At 36.5% G+C, this 24,471-nt stretch carries 9 protein-coding genes, 2 tRNA genes and 3 rRNA genes; all 14 read right to left on the bottom strand.

Annotated elements, in window-relative coordinates; all coding sequences use genetic code 11:
- Nucleotides 1-17: 17 nt before the first annotated feature.
- Nucleotides 18-1,481, bottom strand: coding sequence for a sulfatase family protein (locus tag AC2DZ0_RS11625; protein ID WP_484641922.1), 1,464 nt, complete (start codon nucleotides 1,479-1,481; stop codon nucleotides 18-20).
- Between the two features lie 6 nt (nucleotides 1,482-1,487).
- The gene (locus AC2DZ0_RS11620) at nucleotides 1,488-2,798 is read right to left on the bottom strand and encodes an MGH1-like glycoside hydrolase domain-containing protein (protein ID WP_484641920.1); all 1,311 of its coding nucleotides are present in this window, start codon (nucleotides 2,796-2,798) and stop codon (nucleotides 1,488-1,490) included.
- A gap of 135 nt (nucleotides 2,799-2,933) precedes the next feature.
- Nucleotides 2,934-6,998, bottom strand: a complete 4,065-nt coding sequence (locus AC2DZ0_RS11615; protein ID WP_484641918.1) for a hybrid sensor histidine kinase/response regulator transcription factor — start codon at nucleotides 6,996-6,998, stop codon at nucleotides 2,934-2,936.
- A 194-nt stretch (nucleotides 6,999-7,192) separates the two neighbouring features.
- Nucleotides 7,193-7,303: ribosomal RNA gene (gene rrf / locus AC2DZ0_RS11610) — 5S ribosomal RNA — on the bottom strand.
- Nucleotides 7,304-7,468: 165 nt separating this feature from the next.
- Nucleotides 7,469-10,298, bottom strand: a 23S ribosomal RNA gene (locus AC2DZ0_RS11605).
- A gap of 287 nt (nucleotides 10,299-10,585) precedes the next feature.
- Nucleotides 10,586-10,659: transfer RNA gene (locus AC2DZ0_RS11600), tRNA-Ala, on the bottom strand.
- 106 nt (nucleotides 10,660-10,765) lie between these two features.
- Nucleotides 10,766-10,839, bottom strand: a tRNA-Ile gene (locus AC2DZ0_RS11595).
- Between the two features lie 95 nt (nucleotides 10,840-10,934).
- Nucleotides 10,935-12,458, bottom strand: a 16S ribosomal RNA gene (locus tag AC2DZ0_RS11590).
- The 16S, 23S and 5S rRNA genes sit together here with 2 tRNA genes alongside, the layout of an rRNA operon.
- A gap of 610 nt (nucleotides 12,459-13,068) precedes the next feature.
- Nucleotides 13,069-14,508 (bottom strand): sulfatase family protein, encoded by a 1,440-nt coding sequence (locus AC2DZ0_RS11585; RefSeq protein WP_484641917.1) that lies wholly within the window; start codon nucleotides 14,506-14,508, stop codon nucleotides 13,069-13,071.
- 295 nt (nucleotides 14,509-14,803) lie between these two features.
- A complete protein-coding gene (locus tag AC2DZ0_RS11580; RefSeq protein ID WP_484641915.1) occupies nucleotides 14,804-18,388 on the bottom strand; it encodes a T9SS type A sorting domain-containing protein in 3,585 nt (1,194 codons plus the stop codon).
- Between the two features lie 393 nt (nucleotides 18,389-18,781).
- Nucleotides 18,782-19,486, bottom strand: coding sequence for a hypothetical protein (locus AC2DZ0_RS11575; RefSeq protein ID WP_484641913.1), 705 nt, complete (start codon nucleotides 19,484-19,486; stop codon nucleotides 18,782-18,784).
- Nucleotides 19,487-19,545: 59 nt separating this feature from the next.
- Nucleotides 19,546-20,928 (bottom strand): sulfatase, encoded by a 1,383-nt coding sequence (locus AC2DZ0_RS11570; RefSeq protein ID WP_484641911.1) that lies wholly within the window; start codon nucleotides 20,926-20,928, stop codon nucleotides 19,546-19,548.
- A gap of 55 nt (nucleotides 20,929-20,983) precedes the next feature.
- Nucleotides 20,984-22,492 (bottom strand): sulfatase family protein, encoded by a 1,509-nt coding sequence (locus AC2DZ0_RS11565; RefSeq protein ID WP_484641909.1) that lies wholly within the window; start codon nucleotides 22,490-22,492, stop codon nucleotides 20,984-20,986.
- Between the two features lie 6 nt (nucleotides 22,493-22,498).
- Entirely contained in the window at nucleotides 22,499-24,469 is a 1,971-nt protein-coding gene (locus tag AC2DZ0_RS11560; protein ID WP_484641908.1) for a beta-L-arabinofuranosidase domain-containing protein, read from the bottom strand.
- Nucleotides 24,470-24,471: the final 2 nt, after the last annotated feature.

Below are 24,471 nucleotides of genomic sequence, written 5' to 3'. Positions count from 1 at the left end.
GTTTTAAGTATTAATTATTATTTCGGATCTATCGGATGCAAATTTCTAACGGCATCCGAAGGAAGGTCTAAGGGTCTAACAAATGGGTTTCTTAAGGGTGGCATTTCATTTCTGTGCGCTATAAAAGCACCAAATAAATCTTGCATTACTTCCGGATTTTCTCGACTTACATTTGTTGTTTCAGATACATCATTTTCTAAATCGAACAAATAATGTTTATTATCTTCAATGTATAATTTCCATTTTCCACTTCTTACAGCCCCCATTCGGTTTGCATACCAAAATAAATAGTCATGCGGTTCTTCTTTTGCATAGCCTCCTTGTAGATATGGTAAAATATTTACACCATCTAATTGTGTATTTTCAGGCAACTTTACATTTGCTGCAGCACATAGGGTAGGATATAAATCTAAAGTACTGACTGTTTTTTCATAAGTCTCGTTTTGTTTTAAATGACCCGGCCAACTAACAATATATGGAATACGGATACCAGCTTCTCTAAAAATCCCCTTGTAGCCTGATAGTCCACCTCGTTGTCCCATAATATGATATGGGGAATTATCTGGCCACCACGAAGGCTCTTCAAAATGAACGGGGTTCATAGGACCATTATCACTTAAAAATACGACAATGGTATTTTCACGTAATCCTTCTTTATCTAAATAATCTAAAATATATCCAACATTATCATCAACTGCCAACACCATCGCAGCATACAATTTCATTGATTCTGACTTAATATGTTTTACACGTTTTCTATCCACTTTTTTAGCTTGTAAAGGTGTATGTGGCGCATTAAAAGCTAAATAGAAAAAGAAAGGATTTTCTTTATTTTTATTGGCCTCTATAAATTCAATAGTTTGTCTTCCACATCGATCAGTTATATATTCCTCTCCTTTTTTATCTGGCCCCCATTTTGTCATAGTCCAGCCTTTTTTTGGTTTTGGATAACCGTCTACTCCTCCGTAACCTCCTTTTTTATCCGGAAAATAACTGCAGCCTGCAGAAGTTAATGAAAATTCGTAATCAAAAGTTGTTTTTGGATACGTAGGAATCCCAATTTTTCCTGCCATTGCTGTAATGTAACCCGCTTCGGAAAATGCTTGATTGATATACCGGTGTCCACTTGGAATTAATGAATTTCGCTTTTTATCTTTTTGACCAGGTAGCTTATAAGTATCATGATTCCATTGCACACCAAAACGTGTTTGATAGGCTCCAGTTAATAAACCATGACGACTTGGTGAACATACTGCGGATGAAACATAACCATTCGTACATTTAATACCTTCTTCTGCTAGTCGATCAATATTTTTAGTTTCAAATAATTTTCCGCCATAACAACTAGGGTCTCCATAACCTAAATCATCAACATTAATAATTATTATGTTCGGCCGTTTTGCAACTCGATTCTGAGCGGAAATAAATTCAATTGAAACTGCAACAACTAAAACGATTGATTTAAAAACTTTCAAACTCATAACTTTTTATTTAATATTAACGCCAATATGTTCTGACAACTTCAAAATCTCTAACTGATTAAGATCCGTAGGATTATAGTTCAGTTCCAATTCTAGCGGCAGTATATAAGCCAAAGATGACCAACCAAAAAAGGGGTTCATTCCTAAACCTTCACCCGTTTCTGCATTATAAAACTCACGGGTGTTCTTATTATTCAACACCATATTATAGGTCTTATGAGCTATCTCTTTTGCCAATTTTTGATATCCAAAATTCATAAGTCCATGACAAACCATATAATTGGTAGGAATCCAAGTAGACCCTTTCCAATTACAACCTTTTTGCCCTTGATAATTCTGTCGGTAATCTGGTTCTGTTAACGCATAGCTCGGAATTGGAAATTTTGTCCAGAATTCTTTGGGATTTTTTAAATGTTCTTCTACCATTCGAGCTACCTGTTTCTTAGAGGCCACTCCCGCCCAAATTGGCGTAAAACCCGAAACGGATTTCACAAAGGTTGTGTTTCCATTTTCCTCATTTCTATCGTAATAGAAGCCTGATTTGTCATCCCATAAATATTTGTTGATTAATTTTTTTAATCTTTCAGAATGCTTTCTATATGCTTTAGCTTCTTTTTCCCTTCCTATATTTTCTGCAATGATCGCCATTGCTTGTAATTCCCTTACCAGATAACAATTCAAATCCACCCCCTCACTCAATCCAATAGTTCTGGTATTTTGATTGTCCATACCACTATGGTCCGCCGCTCCAGACCATTTTCCTTTTTGTTGTCCAGACCAATAAGCTAATCCGTTTTTATCAGTATCGTATTCAAACCAATGTTTTAAATATAACTGGGTTTGACTATAATATTTTTTAGCCCAAGTCCAGTCTTTTGTTTGACGAGAACCTAGGACTATAATCTGGGCTATAAACGGCTTGAAATGATGATCCGCTCCAAAATTTTTGGGACCAAAAGAACGCTTTATAAATCCATCAGGATGTTGAATTGTAAAAAAGCCTTCTAAATTATCGAAATTGTATTTTGAAATCCCATAATAAGACATATAAATATTTTCGAAATACAAATCCCAATCATAAAATTGCTCATACCTATAACCTGTTAACAATTTTTTATGGGTTATTTCAGTATCTAATAAAATTCCAAAATTATTAATATCTCTATTTAGCTCTCTTAATCTAGTTTTTAATAGAATTGAATTGCTATTAAATTCTTTATTGATATTTATTAAAACCGAACTTTCTTGTGCCGTCAAAACAGCGAAAAAAAATAAAAACCAAATAGTTAATTGATTAGCCCAAACATTACCCTTCATAATTTATTCTTAGTTAATTATAGTAGCCAAATTAATAGTTCTAAAAATATTTTATGGGGGAGAAAACCAATTCAAAACAGGGGGTATATTCAAATACGTATTGATTTTTAGGTATTTAAACAAAACCCAATGTTATCATTCCTCAGAAATTTTCATTTTTTTATATTCAGATGGTGACACCGAAAATTCATCTTTAAAACTATTTCTAAAATATTTCAGATCCGAAAAACCGACTTCATAGGTAACATCTGAAACTGAATACCTTCCAGTTTGTAACAAACTAGCCGCCTTTTTCAAACGAATAGATCTAACAAAAGCGTTGGTGGTTTTTCCTGTAAGTGCTTTGAGTTTTTTATTTAAATTTGATTGAGACATACCGCATTCTCCAGCTAACACCTGAACTGTAAAGTTTTTATCTTGTAATCCATTTTCCACTTTCTGCAATAATTTTGATAAAAACATATCATCCACCTTTGTAGTAACAAATTCAGAAATATTGATTTCAATATCTTTTTGAAATTTTTCTCGTAGTTGTCTCTTATGATCCAACAAGTTATCTATTTGGGCAACCAAAACATCAAGTTCAAAAGGTTTTTCTACATAGCTATTTGCACCAAGATTATATCCTGTAATTTTATCTTCACTAGCAATTTTTGCTGTCAATAAGACCAAAGGAATATGACTAAAATTTACATCTTGTTTCACCGTCTCACAAAGTTCAAAACCATCCATAACGGGCATCATAACGTCACTAACAATTATATCAGGGCTGACTTGTTTTAATTTTAGTAAAGCCTCTTTTCCATTTTCAGAAGCTGCAACATTATAATGGATCGATAAATTTTCAACTATAAACTTTCTTAGCTCAGCATTATCTTCTACAACTAAAACTGAAAACTCTTTTGTTTCTTTTGCAACATCCAAACGAGATGGCAATGCTCCATTATGTATTCTAGTAGCTGTTTTAGTTTTCAATTGTCTTTCTTGAAGTTCCACTAACTCATTATTCTGAAAATGCTGATTCCCCTTTTTCAAACAAACTATAAAAGTAGATCCAATGTTTTCTTTGCTTTTTAATAAAATCTCTCCGTGATGCATTTCTACCAACCCTTTGGTAAAAGACAGTCCAATCCCAGAACCCTCGGCTTCTAACTCAGCTATTGTTTCTGTTTGATAAAATCTATTGAATACGTTTTTTTGTTGATCCAAGGCTATTCCAATACCGTTATCTTTAATAGAAATCTCAACTGTAGCGATTTTCTCTCTAATCATAATGGAAATGACTCCCTTTGTTGGAGTATATTTAAATGCGTTGGATAAAATGTTCATTAAAATTTTCTCAAATTTGTCCTGATCACACCAAATTATCAATTCTTTTAATTGGCAATCTATACTAAAATCAATTTCCTTTTCATTAGCTAAAAACAAAAAAGACTTAGCAACTTCTTGAATACAGGCAATAATATCGACCGGTGCAACTTGTAATCTCATTTTTCCCTGTTCAAACTTTCTAATATCTAACAACTGATTTATCAATCGCAACAAACGATTCGCATTTCTATAAATCACCTGATAACTTTCCACTTTAGTTGGGTCTGTCGACTCGGAAGTTTCTTTAATCAATTTTGTGATAGGAGCAATGATTAAAGTCAAAGGGGTTCTAAATTCATGAGAAATATTGGTGAAAAATTTCAATTTAAGCTTGGCCAATTTCTGAATTTTATCTTTTTCAAAACTTTCCATTTCTAATTGTGCTTTTCTTTGAATACCGATAATGGTAAATCTCCTTACAAACCAAAAACCAATGACAAACATGATACAATACATTCCTATTGCCATAGTAGAAAACCACCAAGGTGTAGCTATTGTAATTTTAATCATTTTGGGCGTAGTACTCCAATAACCATCGTTATTGGTAGCCTGTACCATTAAAGTATAATTTCCAGGGCTTATATTGGTGTATTTGGCAAAACGAGACAATGAAGTAGTAGATACCCAATCTTTATCAAAGCATTCCAATTTATATTTGAATTGATTCTTTTCTGGGGATGCAAAATGCAATCCAGAAAAGTAAATTGTAAAACTGTTCTCAGCATAGCCAAGTTTCAAATTTTGAACAAAATCAATAGACTTGTCTATGATAATCCTACCATTAAATTTATCCCCAACCGTAATTGGCTTATTTAAAATTTCTAAATCTGTAAATACCACTGGATTCGAGGTCGTATCGATGGTCACTTTATTTGGGAAAAAAGTATTTATCCCATTTACACCTCCAAATACCATTTCACCAGAGCCTCTTTTATAACAAGATAAATCCCTAAACTCAAAGTCCTGAAGACCGTCACTCATATCAAAATTCCGAATTGTTTTTTTGATAGGATTAAAACAACTCAAACCTTTGTTGGTTGAAAGCCAAAGATTCCCTAACTCGTCTTCCAAAATTCCTTTGACTGCATCATTTGGCAAACCTTCGGCAGTACTATATGTTTCAAAATAAATTTCACCTTCCTTTGTATAACATAATTTATTTAATCCTCCCCCTAAAGTTCCAATCCATAATTCCTTTGAAGTTGATTCAAACAAGGGTAATACATAATTAAAACTTAAACTTGAGATATCGTTTTTAATATTTTTAAAAACATCAAACCGGGGAGTATCTGTAACTTTTAAATCCATGGGAATTCTACACAAACCATCAGCGGTACCCACCCAAATATTTCCTTTATGGTCTTCTATCAAACTTCTAACAATATTAGAAGGGAAATTACCCTCCTCATCCCTAGAACTAAACTGTGAGGTAATAAATTGCCCATCTCCACTAGACTTCACTCTAAATAAACCTTTACCATAGGTACCAATCCAAATGATACCATCAACATCTACTAAAATTGAAAAAATGGAATTGATCTGCGGTAACGCCTTTTTTAATCTTTTATCTTCCTTGGATGTGGAAACATCAAATATTTTCACCCCAGACGGCGTACCAACCCAAACACGAGCATTGACTTTATCTAAATGAAGTACCGTAACAAAGTCATCCACTTTTGCTTTCTGCACAAAGCCACTTTCATAATTGGACCCTTTTTCAGCTGACAAATAATTCAAACCACCATTTTCAGTACCGATCCATAGATTCTCTTCAGAATCTTCTAGTACCGAGCGTATCGTTTTATGCGATAGACTTCCTTCTTTTTCTTCCGAAGTAAAATGATTAAAGAAAGAACCTTTTGGATTATATAGATACACCCCATCTCCACTAGTTCCAATCCAAATCAAACCAGTTTGATCCACTAATACTGACGATACAATAGAAAAATCAAACTCATTCCATATGGAATTTAATTTATTATCGGACTTATAATTAACACCTCCTAATCGTTCCGAAAGAATGTAACTTTTTAATCCTTTAGACACAGAACTTACAAATAGCTTATTATTCTTAATCAACAGCTCTTTGCAACCAGAAATACCCCCAAGTCGAACCATTTTTTCTTTATCAGGATCATAGCGAAACACACCATGTTTGTTGGCAGCAAATAGATGTTCTTTCCATAAAGTAATATCAATTATAGGAAACTGAAATTCAATATATTTGGATAATTCAAAACTAAATTCATTGATTAAAAATAAACCGATAGAGCTTCCAATTACTATAGTTCCATCTTCCAATTGATTTATGGAAAGATAAGTACAAGCTACATTTCCAATCGATGAAACACTTTGAATCAAACCAGTATCAATGTCAATTATTCGAATAAGATTCCCTTTGACTACCCAAAGCTGTTGATTTCTATCAATAAAAAGTTTTAAGGAACCATCAGCGGTATTAGAATCTAATAAATCTGAATCACTTATAATACTTGTAAATTTTTCAGATTTAACATCATATTTACTGACTCCATTAGAAGTAGAGCCAAACCATAAATTACCAGAAGAATCTTCTACAATTGAGTTTATAATGTTACTACATAACCCGTTATTTCCCCTAAGTATTTTGCGATATATTTTAAAATTATAACCATCATAACGGTTCAAACCATCATTGGTTCCTATCCATACAAAACCACGACTATCCTGGTATATAACATTTACATCATTTTGGGACAGTCCTTCTACACTACTTAACTTTTTTAAACTACCACCTGCTGTGACACAATTCACAATAAATAAAAAAAGAAAAATTATAGCATTACGCATTTGTAGTGTTTTGGATACTACAAATTAAAGAATTCCATAAGAAATCAAATTGAACAAATGATTTAAATAGTAAAACAAAAGATAGAAATAAGGACAAAAGAATCCAGTAGCCTTTACAAAGAATATCAGAAACCGGCATTATTTAAGTTTATCACAAAAAAAACCTCAATCATTTTACTGATTGAGGTTTCAAAAAAAGGCGGTGACATACTCTCCCACCGGTTAGGCAGTACCATCTGCGCTGATAGGTTTAACTTCTCTGTTCGGAATGGGAAGAGGTGAGCCCTATCGCAATAACCACCTTAAGGTCTTTGTTAGTCTAATTTCTTAAACCAGTATTTAATAATTAACATATTGAAATGCATCAGAGATGCCATAAATATAATATTCAAATTAGAAGTGCTATAATAATTGAGTAATAGAATGTATAAAGAGTTTCCCTCCCGCTAGTTGCCTAGCGGAAGTTCTTTGTACAAAAGCCTATGGGTTATTAGTACTACTTGGCTATGACATTACTGCCTTTACACCTATAGCCTATCAACGTGGTAATCTTCCACGACCCTTTAAAGAAATCTCATCTTGTGGTGGGTTTCGCGCTTATATGCTTTCAGCGCTTATCCCTTCCCAACGTAGCTACTCTGCAATGCCCTTAGCAGAACAACAGATACACCAGAGGTTAGTCCAACTCGGTCCTCTCGTACTAGAGTCAGATCCACGCAAATTTCTAACGCCCGCTACAGATAGAGACCGAACTGTCTCACGACGTTCTGAACCCAGCTCGCGTGCCACTTTAATGGGCGAACAGCCCAACCCTTGGGACCTTCTCCAGCCCCAGGATGTGACGAGCCGACATCGAGGTGCCAAACCCCCCCGTCGATGTGAGCTCTTGGGGGAGATCAGCCTGTTATCCCCGGAGTACCTTTTATCCTTTGAGCGATGGCCCTTCCATGCGGAACCACCGGATCACTATGCTCTTGTTTCCAACCTGATCGACTTGTTAGTCTCGCAGTCAAGCACCCTTATGCCATTGCACTCTACGCACGGTTACCAAGCGTGCTGAGGGTACCTTTAGAAGCCTCCGTTACTCTTTTGGAGGCGACCACCCCAGTCAAACTACCCACCAAGCACTGTCCCCTTCGCAGGGTTAGGCTCTAGACAAGCAAAGGGTGGTATTTCAAGGACGACTAACATACGCCTGGCGACGCATGATCGATGTCTCCCACCTATCCTACACATTACTTATCCAAAGTCAATACTAAGCTATAGTAAAGGTTCACGGGGTCTTTTCGTCCCGTAGCGGGTAATCGGCATCTTCACCGATACTACAATTTCACCGAGCTCATGGCTGAGACAGTGTCCAGATCGTTGCACCATTCGTGCAGGTCGGAACTTACCCGACAAGGAATTTCGCTACCTTAGGACCGTTATAGTTACGGCCGCCGTTTACTGGGGCTTCATTTGAGAGCGTCGCCGAAGCTAACTCCTCCACTTAACCTTCCAGCACCGGGCAGGTGTCAGGCCCTATACATCAACTTTCGTTTTAGCAGAGCCCTGTGTTTTTGATAAACAGTCGCCTGGACCTATTCACTGCGGCCCATCATAGATGGGCGCCCCTTCTCCCGAAGTTACGGGGCGATTTTGCCTAGTTCCTTAGCCATGAATCACTCGAGCACCTTAGAATTCTCTTCCCAACCACCTGTGTCGGTTTAGGGTACGGGCTGCTTCACTCGCTTTTCTTGGAACTCGCTTCGCTGTATTATCACCTTGACCGAAGTCTCAGTGTACTATCGGGGTGTTACCACTCCCTTCAACGTACTATTCTGTCAGTACGCAACAACTATACGAATCCGTCACTTTTAACGTGAGCAGGTACTGGAATATTAACCAGTTGTCCATCGACTACCCCTTTCGGGTTCGCCTTAGGTCCCGACTAACCCTCAGCTGATTAGCATCGCTGAGGAAACCTTGGTCTTTCGGTGGGCGGGTTTCTCACCCGCCTTATCGTTACTTATGCCTACATTTTCTTTTCTAGACGCTCCAGCATTCCTTACAGAACACCTTCAACGCAACTAGAATGCTCCCCTACCACTTATGATAAATCATAAATCCATAGCTTCGGTAATATACTTATGCCCGATTATTATCCATGCTCGATCGCTCGACTAGTGAGCTGTTACGCACTCTTTAAATGAATGGCTGCTTCCAAGCCAACATCCTAGCTGTCTATGCAATCGAACCTCGTTAGTTCAACTTAGTATATATTTGGGGACCTTAGCTGATGGTCTGGGTTCTTTCCCTCTCGGACATGGACCTTAGCACCCATGCCCTCACTGCTGTGTATATTTATTAGCATTCGGAGTTTGTCAGGAATTGGTAGGCGGTGAAGCCCCCGCATCCAATCAGTAGCTCTACCTCTAATAAACTAAACCACAACGCTGCACCTAAATGCATTTCGGGGAGTACGAGCTATTTCCTGGTTTGATTGGCCTTTCACCCCTACCCACAGGTCATCCCAAGACTTTTCAACGTCAACGGGTTCGGTCCTCCACTGTATGTTACTACAGCTTCAACCTGCCCATGGGTAGATCACCAGGTTTCGCGTCTACTACTACTAACTATACGCCCTATTCAGACTCGCTTTCGCTACGGCTGCGTGACTGAATCACTTAACCTTGCTAGAAACAGTAACTCGTAGGCTCATTATGCAAAAGGCACGCCGTCACACAGTAAATGTGCTTCGACCGCTTGTAGGCGTACGGTTTCAGGATCTCTTTCACTCCCTTACTTAGGGTTCTTTTCACCTTTCCCTCACGGTACTAGTTCACTATCGGTCTCTCAGGAGTATTTAGCCTTACCGGATGGTCCCGGTGGATTCATACAGGATTACTCGTGTCCCGCACTACTCAGGATACCACTATCAATAATTAATTTTACCCGTACGGGGCTATCACCCTCTATGGCCAAACTTTCCAGTTTGTTCTGATTCAATTAACATCAAATATCGTGGTCCTACAACCCCAAACTTGCCGAAACAAGCTTGGTTTGGGCTAATCCGCGTTCGCTCGCCACTACTAACGGAATCACTATTGTTTTCTCTTCCTCCGGTTACTTAGATGTTTCAGTTCACCGGGTTCGCCCTCCTTGCGGAGTAACATGTCTTCAACATGCTGGGTTGTCCCATTCGGAAATCTTCGGATCAATTCTTATGTGCAAATCCCCGAAGCTTATCGCAGCTTATCGCGTCCTTCATCGCCTCTGAGAGCCTAGGCATCCGCCATACGCCCTTACTTAGCTTTTTGTACTTTTTGCTCTTTTATTCTATTATTTGTATAATGTAAATAGTATCAGAAACAAAGTATTACTACCTGTCCTAAACTAAATACCTTCTACGGTTTGCATGCTATGCATGCCTCTATTTGTATTATAGCTCGTTATTAATTTTAGTTTTTCTAAAATATAACTTCTAATATCATACGATATCAGTATTTCAATATGTCAATGAACTCTTTGCAATAAACAATTCTCAAATAACAAATAACAATTATAAAATTGCTAATTGTCAACTGGTAATTGTCAATTGACTTTTGTGGAGAATATCGGAGTCGAACCGATGACCTCCTGCGTGCAAGGCAGGCGCTCTAGCCAGCTGAGCTAATCCCCCAAAATTACTAGTAGCTAGTATTGGGTAGTTAGTCGTTAGACTTCTAACGAATACTCAACTTCTAAAATTTCCTATATGTTATATACCTAACTCTTTTTAAAAAAAGTAGTCTCGGGCAGACTCGAACTGCCGACCTCTACATTATCAGTGTAGCGCTCTAACCAGCTGAGCTACGAGACTCTGTTTCTTTTAGTCTTGTATATAATATAAAATTGAACAGCAATTAAAGAATTAAACAATTCTTAATTTTCATAACCTAACATCTCTTTCTCTAGAAAGGAGGTGTTCCAGCCGCACCTTCCGGTACGGCTACCTTGTTACGACTTAGCCCTAGTTACCAGTTTTACCCTAGGCGGCTCCTTGCGGTGACCGACTTCAGGCACTCCCAGCTTCCATGGCTTGACGGGCGGTGTGTACAAGGCCCGGGAACGTATTCACCGCATCATGGCTGATATGCGATTACTAGCGATTCCAGCTTCACGGAGTCGAGTTGCAGACTCCGATCCGAACTGTGATATGGTTTGTAGATTCGCTCCCTGTCGCCAGGTGGCTGCTCTCTGTCCATACCATTGTAGCACGTGTGTAGCCCAGGACGTAAGGGCCGTGATGATTTGACGTCATCCCCACCTTCCTCACGGTTTGCACCGGCAGTCTCTTTAGAGTCCTCAGCTTAACCTGTTAGCAACTAAAAATAGGGGTTGCGCTCGTTATAGGACTTAACCTGACACCTCACGGCACGAGCTGACGACAACCATGCAGCACCTTGTAAGAAGTCCGAAGAAATAGCTATCTCTAGCTAATGCATCCTACATTTAAGCCCTGGTAAGGTTCCTCGCGTATCATCGAATTAAACCACATGCTCCACCGCTTGTGCGGGCCCCCGTCAATTCCTTTGAGTTTCAATCTTGCGACCGTACTCCCCAGGTGGGACACTTATCACTTTCGCTTAGTCACTGAGATAAATCCCAACAACTAGTGTCCATCGTTTACGGCGTGGACTACCGGGGTATCTAATCCCGTTCGCTCCCCACGCTTTCGTCCATCAGTGTCAGTATACTCGTAGTAGACTGCCTTCGCAATCGGTATTCTGTGTAATATCTATGCATTTCACCGCTACACTACACATTCTATCTACTTCCAAGTAACTCAAGACTAACAGTATCAAAGGCAGTTCCATAGTTGAGCTATGGGATTTCACCTCTGACTTATTAGTCCACCTACGGACCCTTTAAACCCAATGATTCCGGATAACGCTCGGACCCTCCGTATTACCGCGGCTGCTGGCACGGAGTTAGCCGGTCCTTATTCATATAGTACCGTCAAGCTCTTACACGTAAGAGTGTTTCTTCCTATATAAAAGAAGTTTACAACCCATAGGGCAGTCTTCCTTCACGCGGCATGGCTGGATCAGAGTTGCCTCCATTGTCCAATATTCCTCACTGCTGCCTCCCGTAGGAGTCTGGTCCGTGTCTCAGTACCAGTGTGGGGGATCTCCCTCTCAGGACCCCTACCTATCGATGTCTTGGTAAGCCGTTACCTTACCAACTAACTAATAGGACGCATAGTCATCTTGTACCCATAAATGTTTAATAACTAAATGATGCCATTCAGTTATACTATGAGGTATTAATCCAAATTTCTCTGGGCTATCCCTCTGTACAAGGTAGATTCTATACGCGTTACGCACCCGTGCGCCGGTCGTCAGCAGAAAAGCAAGCTTCTCCCTGTTACCCCTCGACTTGCATGTGTTAAGCCTGCCGCTAGCGTTCATCCTGAGCCAGGATCAAACTCTTCATCGTTATTTTTTTTAGTCACCAAAGTGACTTATTTTTATACGATACTAGCTTACTCTAATCAGAATTCGTGTTACTAAAAACACGTAATTTAATCTTTAATTTTACGCTGTCAATTTCAATATTTTCAATGAACGTCAGATCACAGATCTGGTTTGTTTCTTTTTCTCTAACAACGCTTGGCGTGTTAGCGGCTGCAAATCTAAAACCTTTTTTCGTTATAAAAAAATAAAATTTAATTTATTTTTTAAAACTCTTAATCTTAAATTTCACCAGCATTTTAAAGAACTCTTCGCATCCCAAAACAACAATAGCTGTTTTCCTTAGCGGATGCAAAACTAGATCTTTTTATCCTTACAACAATGAAAAAAATCGCTTTTTTTAAAATTATTTTATTCCCAAAACCTACATCACTTAAAACATGCAGTTTAAAACAAAATCTTTTTTACATAAATAGAAACAGTACTTGAAACTATAACCGATTTACTTAATAGTATCTGCTATTAAACACCGAAAAACGCAAACATGAAACTTTACAAAAAAATCCACCCTTTATTACAAAAGGTGGATTCCATCTATTTTTTTTAATCTTATCAACACTAAAGACAGTAAAAAATCACTCTATATAGTCTTTCCCTCCTGCACTATCTTCCACAGAAGACAACCAATCTTCTAATTCCGTCATCATTTCTACAGCAATACCAGACTCTATTGCCAAAATATTATAACGTTCTTCTTTATCTTTAATCAAATCATACAGTTGATAGGTAGCTCCTTTGTTCTTCGAGATTAACTTATATCGATGGTTGACCCATGAAATTTGATCTTTATATTTAAAACCTATTGGTTTTTCTCTTTTCAAAGTATCATTTTCTATAAACGGCATAAGATTCACACCATCCAAAGGTCGAGTTTTCGGGTATTCAATATCAAGTAAAGCGGTTATCGTTGGTAGATAGTCACTTGTAACCCCAGGAAAACTAACACGCCTTCCTCCATTCACTCCATTACACCAAACCACAAAAGAAGGAGTTCTCAACCCTCCTTCATATAAACTCCTTTTTCCTTCACGAAATGGTTTTGATCTACCTGGAGTATTCTTTTCAGGTCCATTATCACTACAAAACCAAAGTAAGGTATTATCAGCAACACCTTGCTCCACAAGTTCCTCCCACAAACAACCTATTTGATCATCCAAAGCAGTGATGGATCCATAATACAATTGTTCTTCATTTGATAATAATGAATACTTACTCTTATAGTATTCACTTGTTACAACTGGTAAATGTGGCGTATGGGTCCAAATTGTAGTAAAAAAAGGTTTGTTATCCATTACAGCATTTTGAATAAACGGAATCACCTTATCCATGATTATCATGGTATCATCACCAGCAAAATCACCTTTAGATTGTTGCTCCTCTCCCTCCCAATATGCAGTATTATAGTTTTTAGTTTTCTCACCTTCAGCCACAGCTGTCCATCCATATTTTAAAGATTCTCCTTCAGAAAACTCCTTTGGATATACCATTGGATCAAACGTAGGCACTTTTGATTCAGTACAAAAATAAGTATCATAACCGTGCATACTAGGGATACTATAATGAGCAAAATTTTCTTCTTTTCCTCCCCTATTAGCATCCATAACCTTTTTCGTTTGAATCCCTAAATGCCATTTACCAAAATGTCCAGTAACATATCCTTTCTCTTTAACCAATTCAGCAATAGTTAACTCTTCATTTTTCAAATGACCAGAATTAGCATCCGGAATTTCTGTTCTATATGGATTACGACCTGTCATTACACTAGCCCTCGTTGGCGAACAAACTGCAGATGCAGAATAAAAACGATCGAAAATAATACCTTGTGCTGCCAAAGCATCCAAATTTGGCGTCATTATAGTTCCATTACCGTTAAACCCAGTGTCGAAATATCCTTGATCATCGGTCATTATCAAAATTATATTTGGTGATTTTTGGCTCGTTGCGACAAAACTTACTACAAGAAAAAATAAAACTAATAATACTTCAATGGGACTTCTTTTATCTAAAAATTTCATACTATATCTATAATTTAACAAGGACCAAAAACCTCCTTTATATCATTACACAAAAAACACAAGCTTCACTTTGAATAAACTCTCTTTCAAACTTCTAACTTAGATTTTTTGTGTGATTTTTTTTCACAATAATAGCACAAATATATTCATATTTTTTTAACTCTTTTTCAATGTCAACACCTATGGACTCACAAAAATTCAAAGCACTCTACCTATATCAAAAAAACATTTTTAGCAAACCTATCTCCCAATAATTTTAAACCCCTTCTTGAATTTGCAAGAAGGGGTTGTTTTTTTATTCTATTATTAATTTTTGATTAACCATTTTATCCTTATTTACAATCCGCACTATATAAAAACCTTTAGACAATGACTCGAGCGATATCTTAGATTTTTCATCGCTTAACACGCGATAAAGAACTAACTGACCTTTATCATTAAACAAACTTAATTCTGCTCCTTTTTGAAAATTCGAGACCTCTACCCCAAGTGTCCCATTAGAGACCGGGTTTGGATACACTCTAAACTCAAAATCATGTACACCTTCTACTTCAGCGTTACCCTTTTTCTCAACACCTTTTGCAGATACCGTACCCTGTTGTATTATTTTAAATTGCTGCCAAGATCCTGAATTCGTTTTATTAAACCGCATACCAGCTCCTAGATTCAAATTATTATTTCCTTGAAAAACATATACATCACTACTTTTTTCAATAAGAGTAAAGGTTTCCCAAGCTTCCACATCAGTTCTATTACATGTTATTGTTTTAGTTCCGTTCTCTGAACTCACATATTTACCATTACTTGCTTTTAAAGCAATTTGTCCACTGCCCAAATCAATCCACTCATATGTTTCATTGGTTCCAATTGTAGTTGCGGAACAGGATAATTTTAAAGTGGCTGGATCATAGGTTATAAACTTATCGCTTCCGATATTCTGGATAGCTACCAAATCGTTTAAAGTCTCTACCTCAACATCTATGTTTATTTGACTCAATTTTGCAGACCATGACTTTCCAAAAGGAACTATCCCTACTTGCCAAACATGCTTTCCATTTTTAGCATCATCTGGAACCTCAAGATTTATACCTTTTGAACCGACTCCAATAGCCACTCCACTTTTAACACCTTCCGTAAGGACCAACCATGGATTTTTTTGAACCAATCTAAAATGTAAATCTACTTTCTCCTTAGCATCATAACTTACAGAAACTCTTGCTTCATCTCCTGCTGAAACACTATCAGGCCCTCTCAAGTTTGAAATTTCTGAAGTGCTAGTTGCTAACTCAGAATCAATGCCTTTATAAAAACCTGCTCCATATGTAGTAACCCAATAGATTCCTTTCTTCTTCAAATCAATCTCCAAATCAACTATTCGATCAGACTGTGAATTACCTACATTCAGTTTTACCCAATTTTCGCCAGAATCTAAAGACCTGTAAATTCCTGGATTTATCATGTTTGGAGATGGGATTGACATCATAAGAACTTTTTCATCATAACTTGCAACCCTTATATGATTTGCATTTCTACTTTTAAATAGTTGCTTCCAAGAACCTCCTCTATTCTCGCTTACAAAAACCCCTCCTACAGCAGCATTTGTATTTGATGGAGACCCACAAGTAATATACAGTTTATCATTTGTGAAAAATAAATCATTCACATCAGTAACTCCCGTAGGCGTGTTTACTTTTACCCAAGTATTTGTTCCTTTGCTTAACTTATAAAGACCACCACTCGCTCCACTTACTGTTGCATAAAGAGTTCCAGATTCCGTAGGATCCATTCTCATCTTAAGCACATTCAACTTGTTATTTGGTACGTTTTCAAACCCATTATTAATTTGAGTAAATGTAACACCGCCATCTTCTGACTTATACACTCCAAAAGGATCAACAATATCTCCAACATCTACTTTTACAACATCATCTACAGGTTTTGACGGGATACACAGGTAAAAAATATTGGTATCCTCTTTGTCTATAATCAAACTTGACTGATGAATCTTTGCATTTGTATTATTTTCTGGAAAATCAAGTACTTTTCCGTGTTCAACCCAATTTAGTCCACCATCGGTCGTTTTCATCAATTGACCTTGATATTTTTGTCTAAAATGTACAGAATACATAGTATTAACATCATTTGGATCAATTACCATTGTAGAAACAGAACATTCCTGAGGTGCTACTTTATTAGGAATGTTAATTTTATACACCGCCTGTGCATTTGCTCTCACATTCTCACCATCATCAGTAGTTCTAAAAATAGAATTTTCTCCTGAGCATAAATAAAGATGCTCTAATCTTGGATCTTGTACGATATCTGAACCAGGCATATTACTATTTCCTGCTCCCACCCAATGTTCACTTCCATCTGTAGAAGCATCAACCTCATCATTTTCTAACCAAGTATTCCCATTATCATCTGAAATACAAACGACCTTTGCTACCTGAAACATTATTTTGGAACCATCACTATTAAATTCTACAGTTGCTCCTGCCTTTCGATCGTAATTATCTCTTAATTCCCACTCATGCTGTGCTCTAAAAGAAACATTGTGTGAGACCGGATTCCCTCTTCCTTCCCAAATCGCTCTGTGCTTATCTTGCCAATTTTTACCATTTCTGAATGTAACAAACCAATCTGCTCCTCCATTATCAGATCTCCACATCATTCCTCCGCTAAACGTATATTGTGACTTATAATTGTTAAGAACAATAATCTTATTAGGGTCTTTGGGGTTTACCCTTACCATACTTACCGAATGTAAAAGTGAATCCGGTAAATCAGGATATGCAATAGCAGCTTGAGATTCTGAAAGTCCAAACCACTTCCCTAAAGCCAGTTTGTAATATAATTTCTTAACAGTATAATCTTTCAAAATAGATTGTGGTAATGGCATATTATTATTGATCTTTTGCCAAGTGCCACCTTTATTGGAGCTTTTATAAACTCCACCGTTATAAGTAACGGTATTTCCATCTGGAATATATTTTACCAAATCAATAGCATATAAGGTTACTTTTCCAGTAACTTCATTATAATGCATATCCATAGATCGGATGATATTATTATCCAAACCAGAATTTAAATCTACCGTCCAACTTTGGCCTCCATTTGTACTTTTGTAAAACCCAAAAGTAGTTGCCGCAAAAACAGTATTGTGATTTCCAGGGTGTACAAATATTCTTGTAATCTGGGCACTCGGATCCATACCTTCGGGTGTTATTTCATTCCATGTAGCACCTTTGTTGGTTGTTTTCCATATTTTCCCAATATGATTGGCAGCATGTGGACTTGAACTAAAACCATGTGGTTTTTCATTTGAATGAAAGTAGTGGTTGCAATCTCTTATACTACCAGATCCTACATACCAAATATTGTCGTCTGTAGGATCTACCTCAATAGTATTTAACAGCTGGCCTTCGAAATTTGCAGACATAACATCTTCACGCGTCCAAGTAGCTCCTTTATTTGTTGTTTTAAATATATAACTTCTCCCTTCACGAGAACAAAACCCGAAATCTGGATTCTGATATGAAAAATCCGGAGTTGTCATCTCTGCTGGTCCTCTTTCATCTGTTTTATAGCCTGGTCCATCATAGTCCAGCAAGCCCTCATAAGTTTTTCCTTGATCCAAAGACCTATAGGCGTTGATCATATTTGGACCTTGAAAAACAACATTGGGATCTGTGGGATGCCAATACAGATAATAATTATTTCCAGAACCACCTGGACCGAATTGACGCCAAACAACGGCATCATTTGAAGTGATTTTAGATTGATCAATTTTTGTAAAATCAATAGGAGCTTGGGCATGTATATTATGACTTAAAAACAAGACACACCAAACTAACGTTTGTAATAAAGATTTGTTCATTTTGTTTTGGATTAATTTGTGGTTAGATCACCCAAAATGGATGAAAAACTAATCTAAATGACCTTGCAAGGTTTAGAAATTTAGTTTGGTAAACATCTAAAATTTAAGGTTTCATATATAAAACAAATGATTATTTTATTATCATATATGAATCAACTCAAATAACAGTATACATATATTCATAAAACAAGCAACTGATGAAGGGCATTCATCATCAAAATGAATATATACTGTGAACTCCAAAATTAAAAATTTCACAATTCACAAAACTCATAAAAAGACAGGGAGAAGTCAGAATTTGCTTGACTTAGCACAAAAGAACAAAACTTTTAGTCTAACATAACTATTGAGTTTGTTATAAGCACACAGTATACTAAAGCCTATATAAACAAACTATTCTTTTTTAATCCCCCATATATTTAAATTATCAAAAAGAATATTTGCCCCTGTAATGGTTGGGCCAAACCTATCCAATATCGGATGATTTATACCCTCTGATTTGAGACGGGCAATTTTATCTTTCACGATACACTCCAAAACATCCTTGTTTTTAATGATTTTAACATGATACCATTCTCCTTGGTTAAAATTCATTTTGACAAAAGATTTTTTAGAATCTAAAAAATCTTTTAATTCTTTCTTTTTATTTGGGTCATTTTTAATCTGATTTCGGAGGGTTAAATTCATGATTCCAGTTTTATCATCTTGAACCATAAAGCCTGTTTTAGAAAATGATACTCTGCAAACATGTCCTACCCAAACTGTTTTACAAGTAGTATCATCCATAACGATATTAAATCGTTTACCTCCATCAAATTGAAAGTCAAATTCAACAACAATATCCTTATACTCTCTAAATATCCTAGCAGTAGAACCATGCCCAGCACCTTCAATTTCTTTGGTAACCCATACCCCATCTTCTGCAGAAAATGCACCATTAAATTTTTCATGAACCACCCAATCAGATAAATCTGTACTAAAATCATCAGAAAAAAGCAGGCTTGCCTTTTCCACTTTTGTTGACATTTCTGTTTTTGATTGTGCCTGTACACACCTGACACCTAATATCAGAACCAATAAGATTAGTATTTTTTTCATATTAGACTCTTTTCTTTTCTAAGTAACAAACAAATTAAAATTTTATCTTCTATATCTTATTACTTTAAATTTGGAAGATAACCTTTATTTAACTGTTTCAATTTTGGCCACATTTTTTTAATTATTTCCGGATTTTCATCTGCAATGTTAATCGTTTCATTCGGATCGTTCATATGGTCAAACAACATTATTTCTTGTTTCTTTCCATCATTAAAAACAGCCAATCGATACCTTTCCGTTCTCATGCTAACGATGTCTTTCCAATAACTCAACACTGCTTTTCTCGTAATTTTCTCCGGATTCTTTATAACAGAAATAAAACTTTTCCCATCCACTCCATCAGGTTTTGGAATATTTGTCAAATCGCAAATAGTGGGATAAATATCTACAGCTGCAACTAGACCTGCTGTTGACACACCAGGCTTTTTCATTTTAGGTGTTTTAACAATAAATGTACTTTTTAAAGCATTTTCAAAAGAACTGTGTTTGCCCCATATTGATTGATCTCCTAAATGCCAACCATGATCTCCCCAAACGATAACAATGGTGCTTTTGTCAAGTTGCAACTCTTTCAATTTACCCAATACTTTTCCTACTTGTGTATCTACATAAGAAACAGAAGCAAAATTTGCATGAATAACTTTCTGAGCATAGGCATCAGAAATACGTTTTCTAGCTCCTCCTCTTTCTGGAGAATAATATTGCCCAAAAAACTCACTACTTTCATGCAAAAATTCATCTGATACTCCAATAGGTGCATCTGGATTTGGAGACAACGGAATTTCTTTACGATCATAAAGATCCCAATATTTTTTAGGAGCAGAAAAAGGTAGGTGTGGCCTTAAAAAACCAACAGCCATAAAAAATGGTGTATCTGCTGCTTTTCTATTCTCCAATTCTTTCATGGCTAGCAGCGCTACTCTTCCATCAGGATAAGTTTCATCACTAACATCTAACTTTTCAAATGGAGGCGTTTTTGTTTTATCTCTTTTATCTCCATTAGCATACATTTGATATCCATTCTTATTACTAATAAAAGCACTCCAACTGTAGGGCAATTCATATTTATTTTTTCTTTTCCCACTGATGCTATGACTTATTTTCCCCATTCCAACAGTATAATAACCGTGCTTTTTTAAAAGATGAATATAGGTTTCTGGGGTGTTAGGTTCCGTTTCTCTTGCCAAAGTTTTTCCTAAATGATGATGTTGGATTTCATCCTTTGACTTTAAATTTTTCCCGGTTAACATGACGGCTCTAGAGGGCCCACAGGTGGGTACTTGAACATAATGATTTTTAAACAACCTTCCTTCAGAAGCCAAAGCATCCAAATTAGGAGTAATCATTTGATTGTGCCCATACACATTCAATTGTGGCCTCAAATCATCAATTGCTATAAATAAAATGTTTGGTTTTTTAGACTGCGATTTTACTTGAAACATTATCAAAATAAAACAAGCTAAACAAAAAGCAAACTTGATATTTAGATTTCTAATCCTATTCATATTTATTCTGATTTTTTTTCTTCTTATTTTGCTCATTCTTCAAATCTTCAACTTGCTTTGGATACAATGCCATTCTAGAAGGACGGGCCTGGTCGAATATGAAGCCATCACCTATCACTCTGGGATCTCCTTGGGCCTTCAGCTTAGTAAACAGTGCTTTTTTCATATTCGCTTTAAGAGTTTTATATTTTTCAACATCCGCCAAATTAACCATACAAAAAGGATCTTTTAAAATATCGTACAACTCTTCTTTTGGTCTTTTCCCAAAACAAAGCTCATAATAAACCGAAGTTCTATCTGACTCCATTACAACTCTTTTAGTAGGGCTATAATCAGTATCCTTGTATCCCGATTCTTCTGTACCACATGGCCAACGATTGGGCTCAAAATTGTGCATATATACATAATTACCTTTGTGATAGCTCCGCACTGGATACCCCCATCCATTTGGGCGAGCCATATCATTTCGTTCTCTTCCTGTAAGCACGTCATTTCTTCCTATTACCTTATTCTCAAAAAAGTCAGTTAAACTTTTTCCTTGAATCGGTTGCATATTTGCCTGTTCTTCTGAGACACCTGCTACCTCTAAAAATGTGGGTGCCAAATCAATAAAACTTGCAAATTGATCACAGCTTCTACCTGGGTTTTCTATTTTACCTGGCCATTTTACTACAAAGGGAATCCTAGTAGAAAACTCATGAGGATGCCCCTTAAACCTTGGAAAAGGCATTGAATTATCAGAAGTCGCAATAATTAATGTATTCTCCAATTCACCAAGCTCTTCAAGGTGATTCAATATTTCTCCCAAATGCCTATCAAAGTATTCTACCTCAACTGCATAATCTAAAATATCGTTTTTAACTACTTCATTATTAGGCCAAAATGGTGGTATAAACTTTACACTATCTGTATTCTTACCTAGTCGAACACCACTTTTATATTCATAACCTCTATGCGGTTCCTTGCTACCATACCAAAAGAAAAAAGGTTTATGTTCCGGCTTGTCATTCATAAAATCCTTAAAATTCTCTGAATAATTATAAACCGATACTTTTTTTAGTGGTGGATTAATAATTTTTTTGGTATTAAATGCTTTCCCAGTTAAATCCCTTCCTTTTGGATGAATTCCAGGACTCCAACCTTTTCCCGTATATCCAGTAAAATAATCGTTATCCGTTAATACCTCAACAACACTTTTAAATTTATCGGGCCAAATAGGTTGATGATTTGCTGCAGCTTCCAATTGCCATGGATTTCTGCCTGTCAACATTACAGCCCTTGAAGGTGCACATTTACTACTAGGAGTATACATATGATTAAAAATCAACCCCTCTTTCCCTAATGAATCAAAATATGGTGTCTTTACAAAATCATATCCATAAATACCGGTATGAGACATGTCATCAGCAACTACAAACAAAATATTTGGTCTTTCATTTTGAGCTGAAAGAAATTGACTAAAGAACACAAGAAAACCTACAAATAAAACTCTTTTAATCATAGTGTTTTAATTAGTTTTTGGAAAAAGAGTCATTCTTAAATATGTAGCTCCTAAAGGTACAAGTTCTATGGTTTCAATTTGATTATCTAGCCCTAATTCATTAGGAAATGAAGGAGCGTGTTTTGTTCCATCAATTTTCCAATTATGAACTTTTTTTGCTGAAACTTTAATCCTTACTGGTGTATTTTTTACATCCCAAGGGTAATCCGTTTTTTCTTTTTTTGATGAGACAAATCGAAAACCACTTGACTTATCAACCTCCAAAGCATAACTCCAATCAGACGCTGGATACATTAATTTATTTGGAAAGTTCACCAATTTTGGATCTCCAATATAAGGGAACATAATTTCTTTTTTTTCAACAGGAAGCGAATACACCAAAGGTCCTCTTTCAACAGCAAAACCTTCCTTATTTTGCCCCCACTGAGTAATCTTTAACTTCATAGGAAGTTTTAATGAAATCCGATCCTTGTTAGAAAATTTTCTATTTATGCGCACCATACCTTTTCTAACCTTGAACTTTTTTAACGGTTTTCCGTTTATTAATATTGAGGGATTTTCACACCATTCAGGAATTCTTAACTGAAAAACGAATTTATTTTTCGCATCCAATTCAAATCTAAAATTCACCTCTTCATCAAAAGGATACTTCGTCTCTTCTATAACTTTCACCCAGTTATCATTGACCTGACCATGAAACTCAGAAGCACCGTACATCGCAGCCGTGATTCCATTTTCTTGACTATTTTCTAACCACATTCTACCGACATAAGCAGGCATCATTCTTTGAATATTACCCGTGCAACATTCCGTATCATGTCCCGTTCGATAACACATTCTCCCTGTAGCCATTCCTCCCCAGCTCTTATCAATATTAAACTGACTCGACTCCTCTGCTGCAACCGGCTGATTGGGAGCAGAATAATATTGATGCGCCCTAAATTGTTTATCCAAAGCTCCAAGACCAGCATTAAAAATAGCGCGTTCAATAATATCCCCCCAGTGACCATCATTAGTAGCCATTAGCATATATCCAGCACTCCAAGAAAGATCCACAATATCACAAGTTTCATGAGCCATATCTACCGCCAAACCACTAAGGTGCTCAACAGAACTCTGGCAACCATCCACCAAAAAATGATTTTTCTCTAACTTGTGCAATGCATGAATAGAAGCTTCCAGGTATTTTTGATTTCCTGTATATAAATATAAAATAGCAGGAATTTTAACCTGCTCTACAAAACCAACCCCATGACCTGATGGTATTTTTTCAGACAACATCCTTTCAATAAGTTTTGACGAATGTGCATGATCGATTTTATTCTTTTTATATTCTCCACCTAAACTTGTATTACTGATATTATGCAAACTTTTTTCTGCCACTTCCAATAAACGTTCATTACCCGTTTTACCATACAGCCAAAGAATCGGCTCCAAACTCATCAATCCACGTCCACTAGAAAACAATCTAGGCTTTTTAAGAAAATGAGTTGTCATTTTATCTAAAATTTTTCTATTCTTAGAAACTTCATATTCTGCCATCATTCCTCTAAAATAAACCACTCTTGCCCAGTCGTCTGCTTTAGGTTGCCCTAATACTCCCGTTGCTTCAATATGACTTAAAGTGAACTCAAAATTTTGCCTTGCATAGTTTATCAATTCTTTATTATCAAGAAGGTACCCACAACGCAAAGTACCATCGATAAAATAACCTGTTTGCTCGTAAGGCCATAAATCTTTTCCGGCGTGTCCTACAGGAATATGGATATCTTCCTTCCACATATTGGTATTAAACGGATACCCAGAAACAGTGGGGTTCCCTCCTAAACCATCTGCTTGTCGGATCAAAAACTCTTTCAACCAGCCTTTTGGCTTAATTGAAGTTAACGCCACTTCTTTACTTTTACCATAATATTGCTGTGCGTTTATAGTAACCACAGTTGCCAACACTAAAATAAGGCTTTGTATGATTTTCATTT

It is taken from the genome of Flavicella sp. IMCC45668, assembly GCF_057219105.1.
This window is presented reverse-complemented; position numbering and strand designations above follow the sequence as displayed.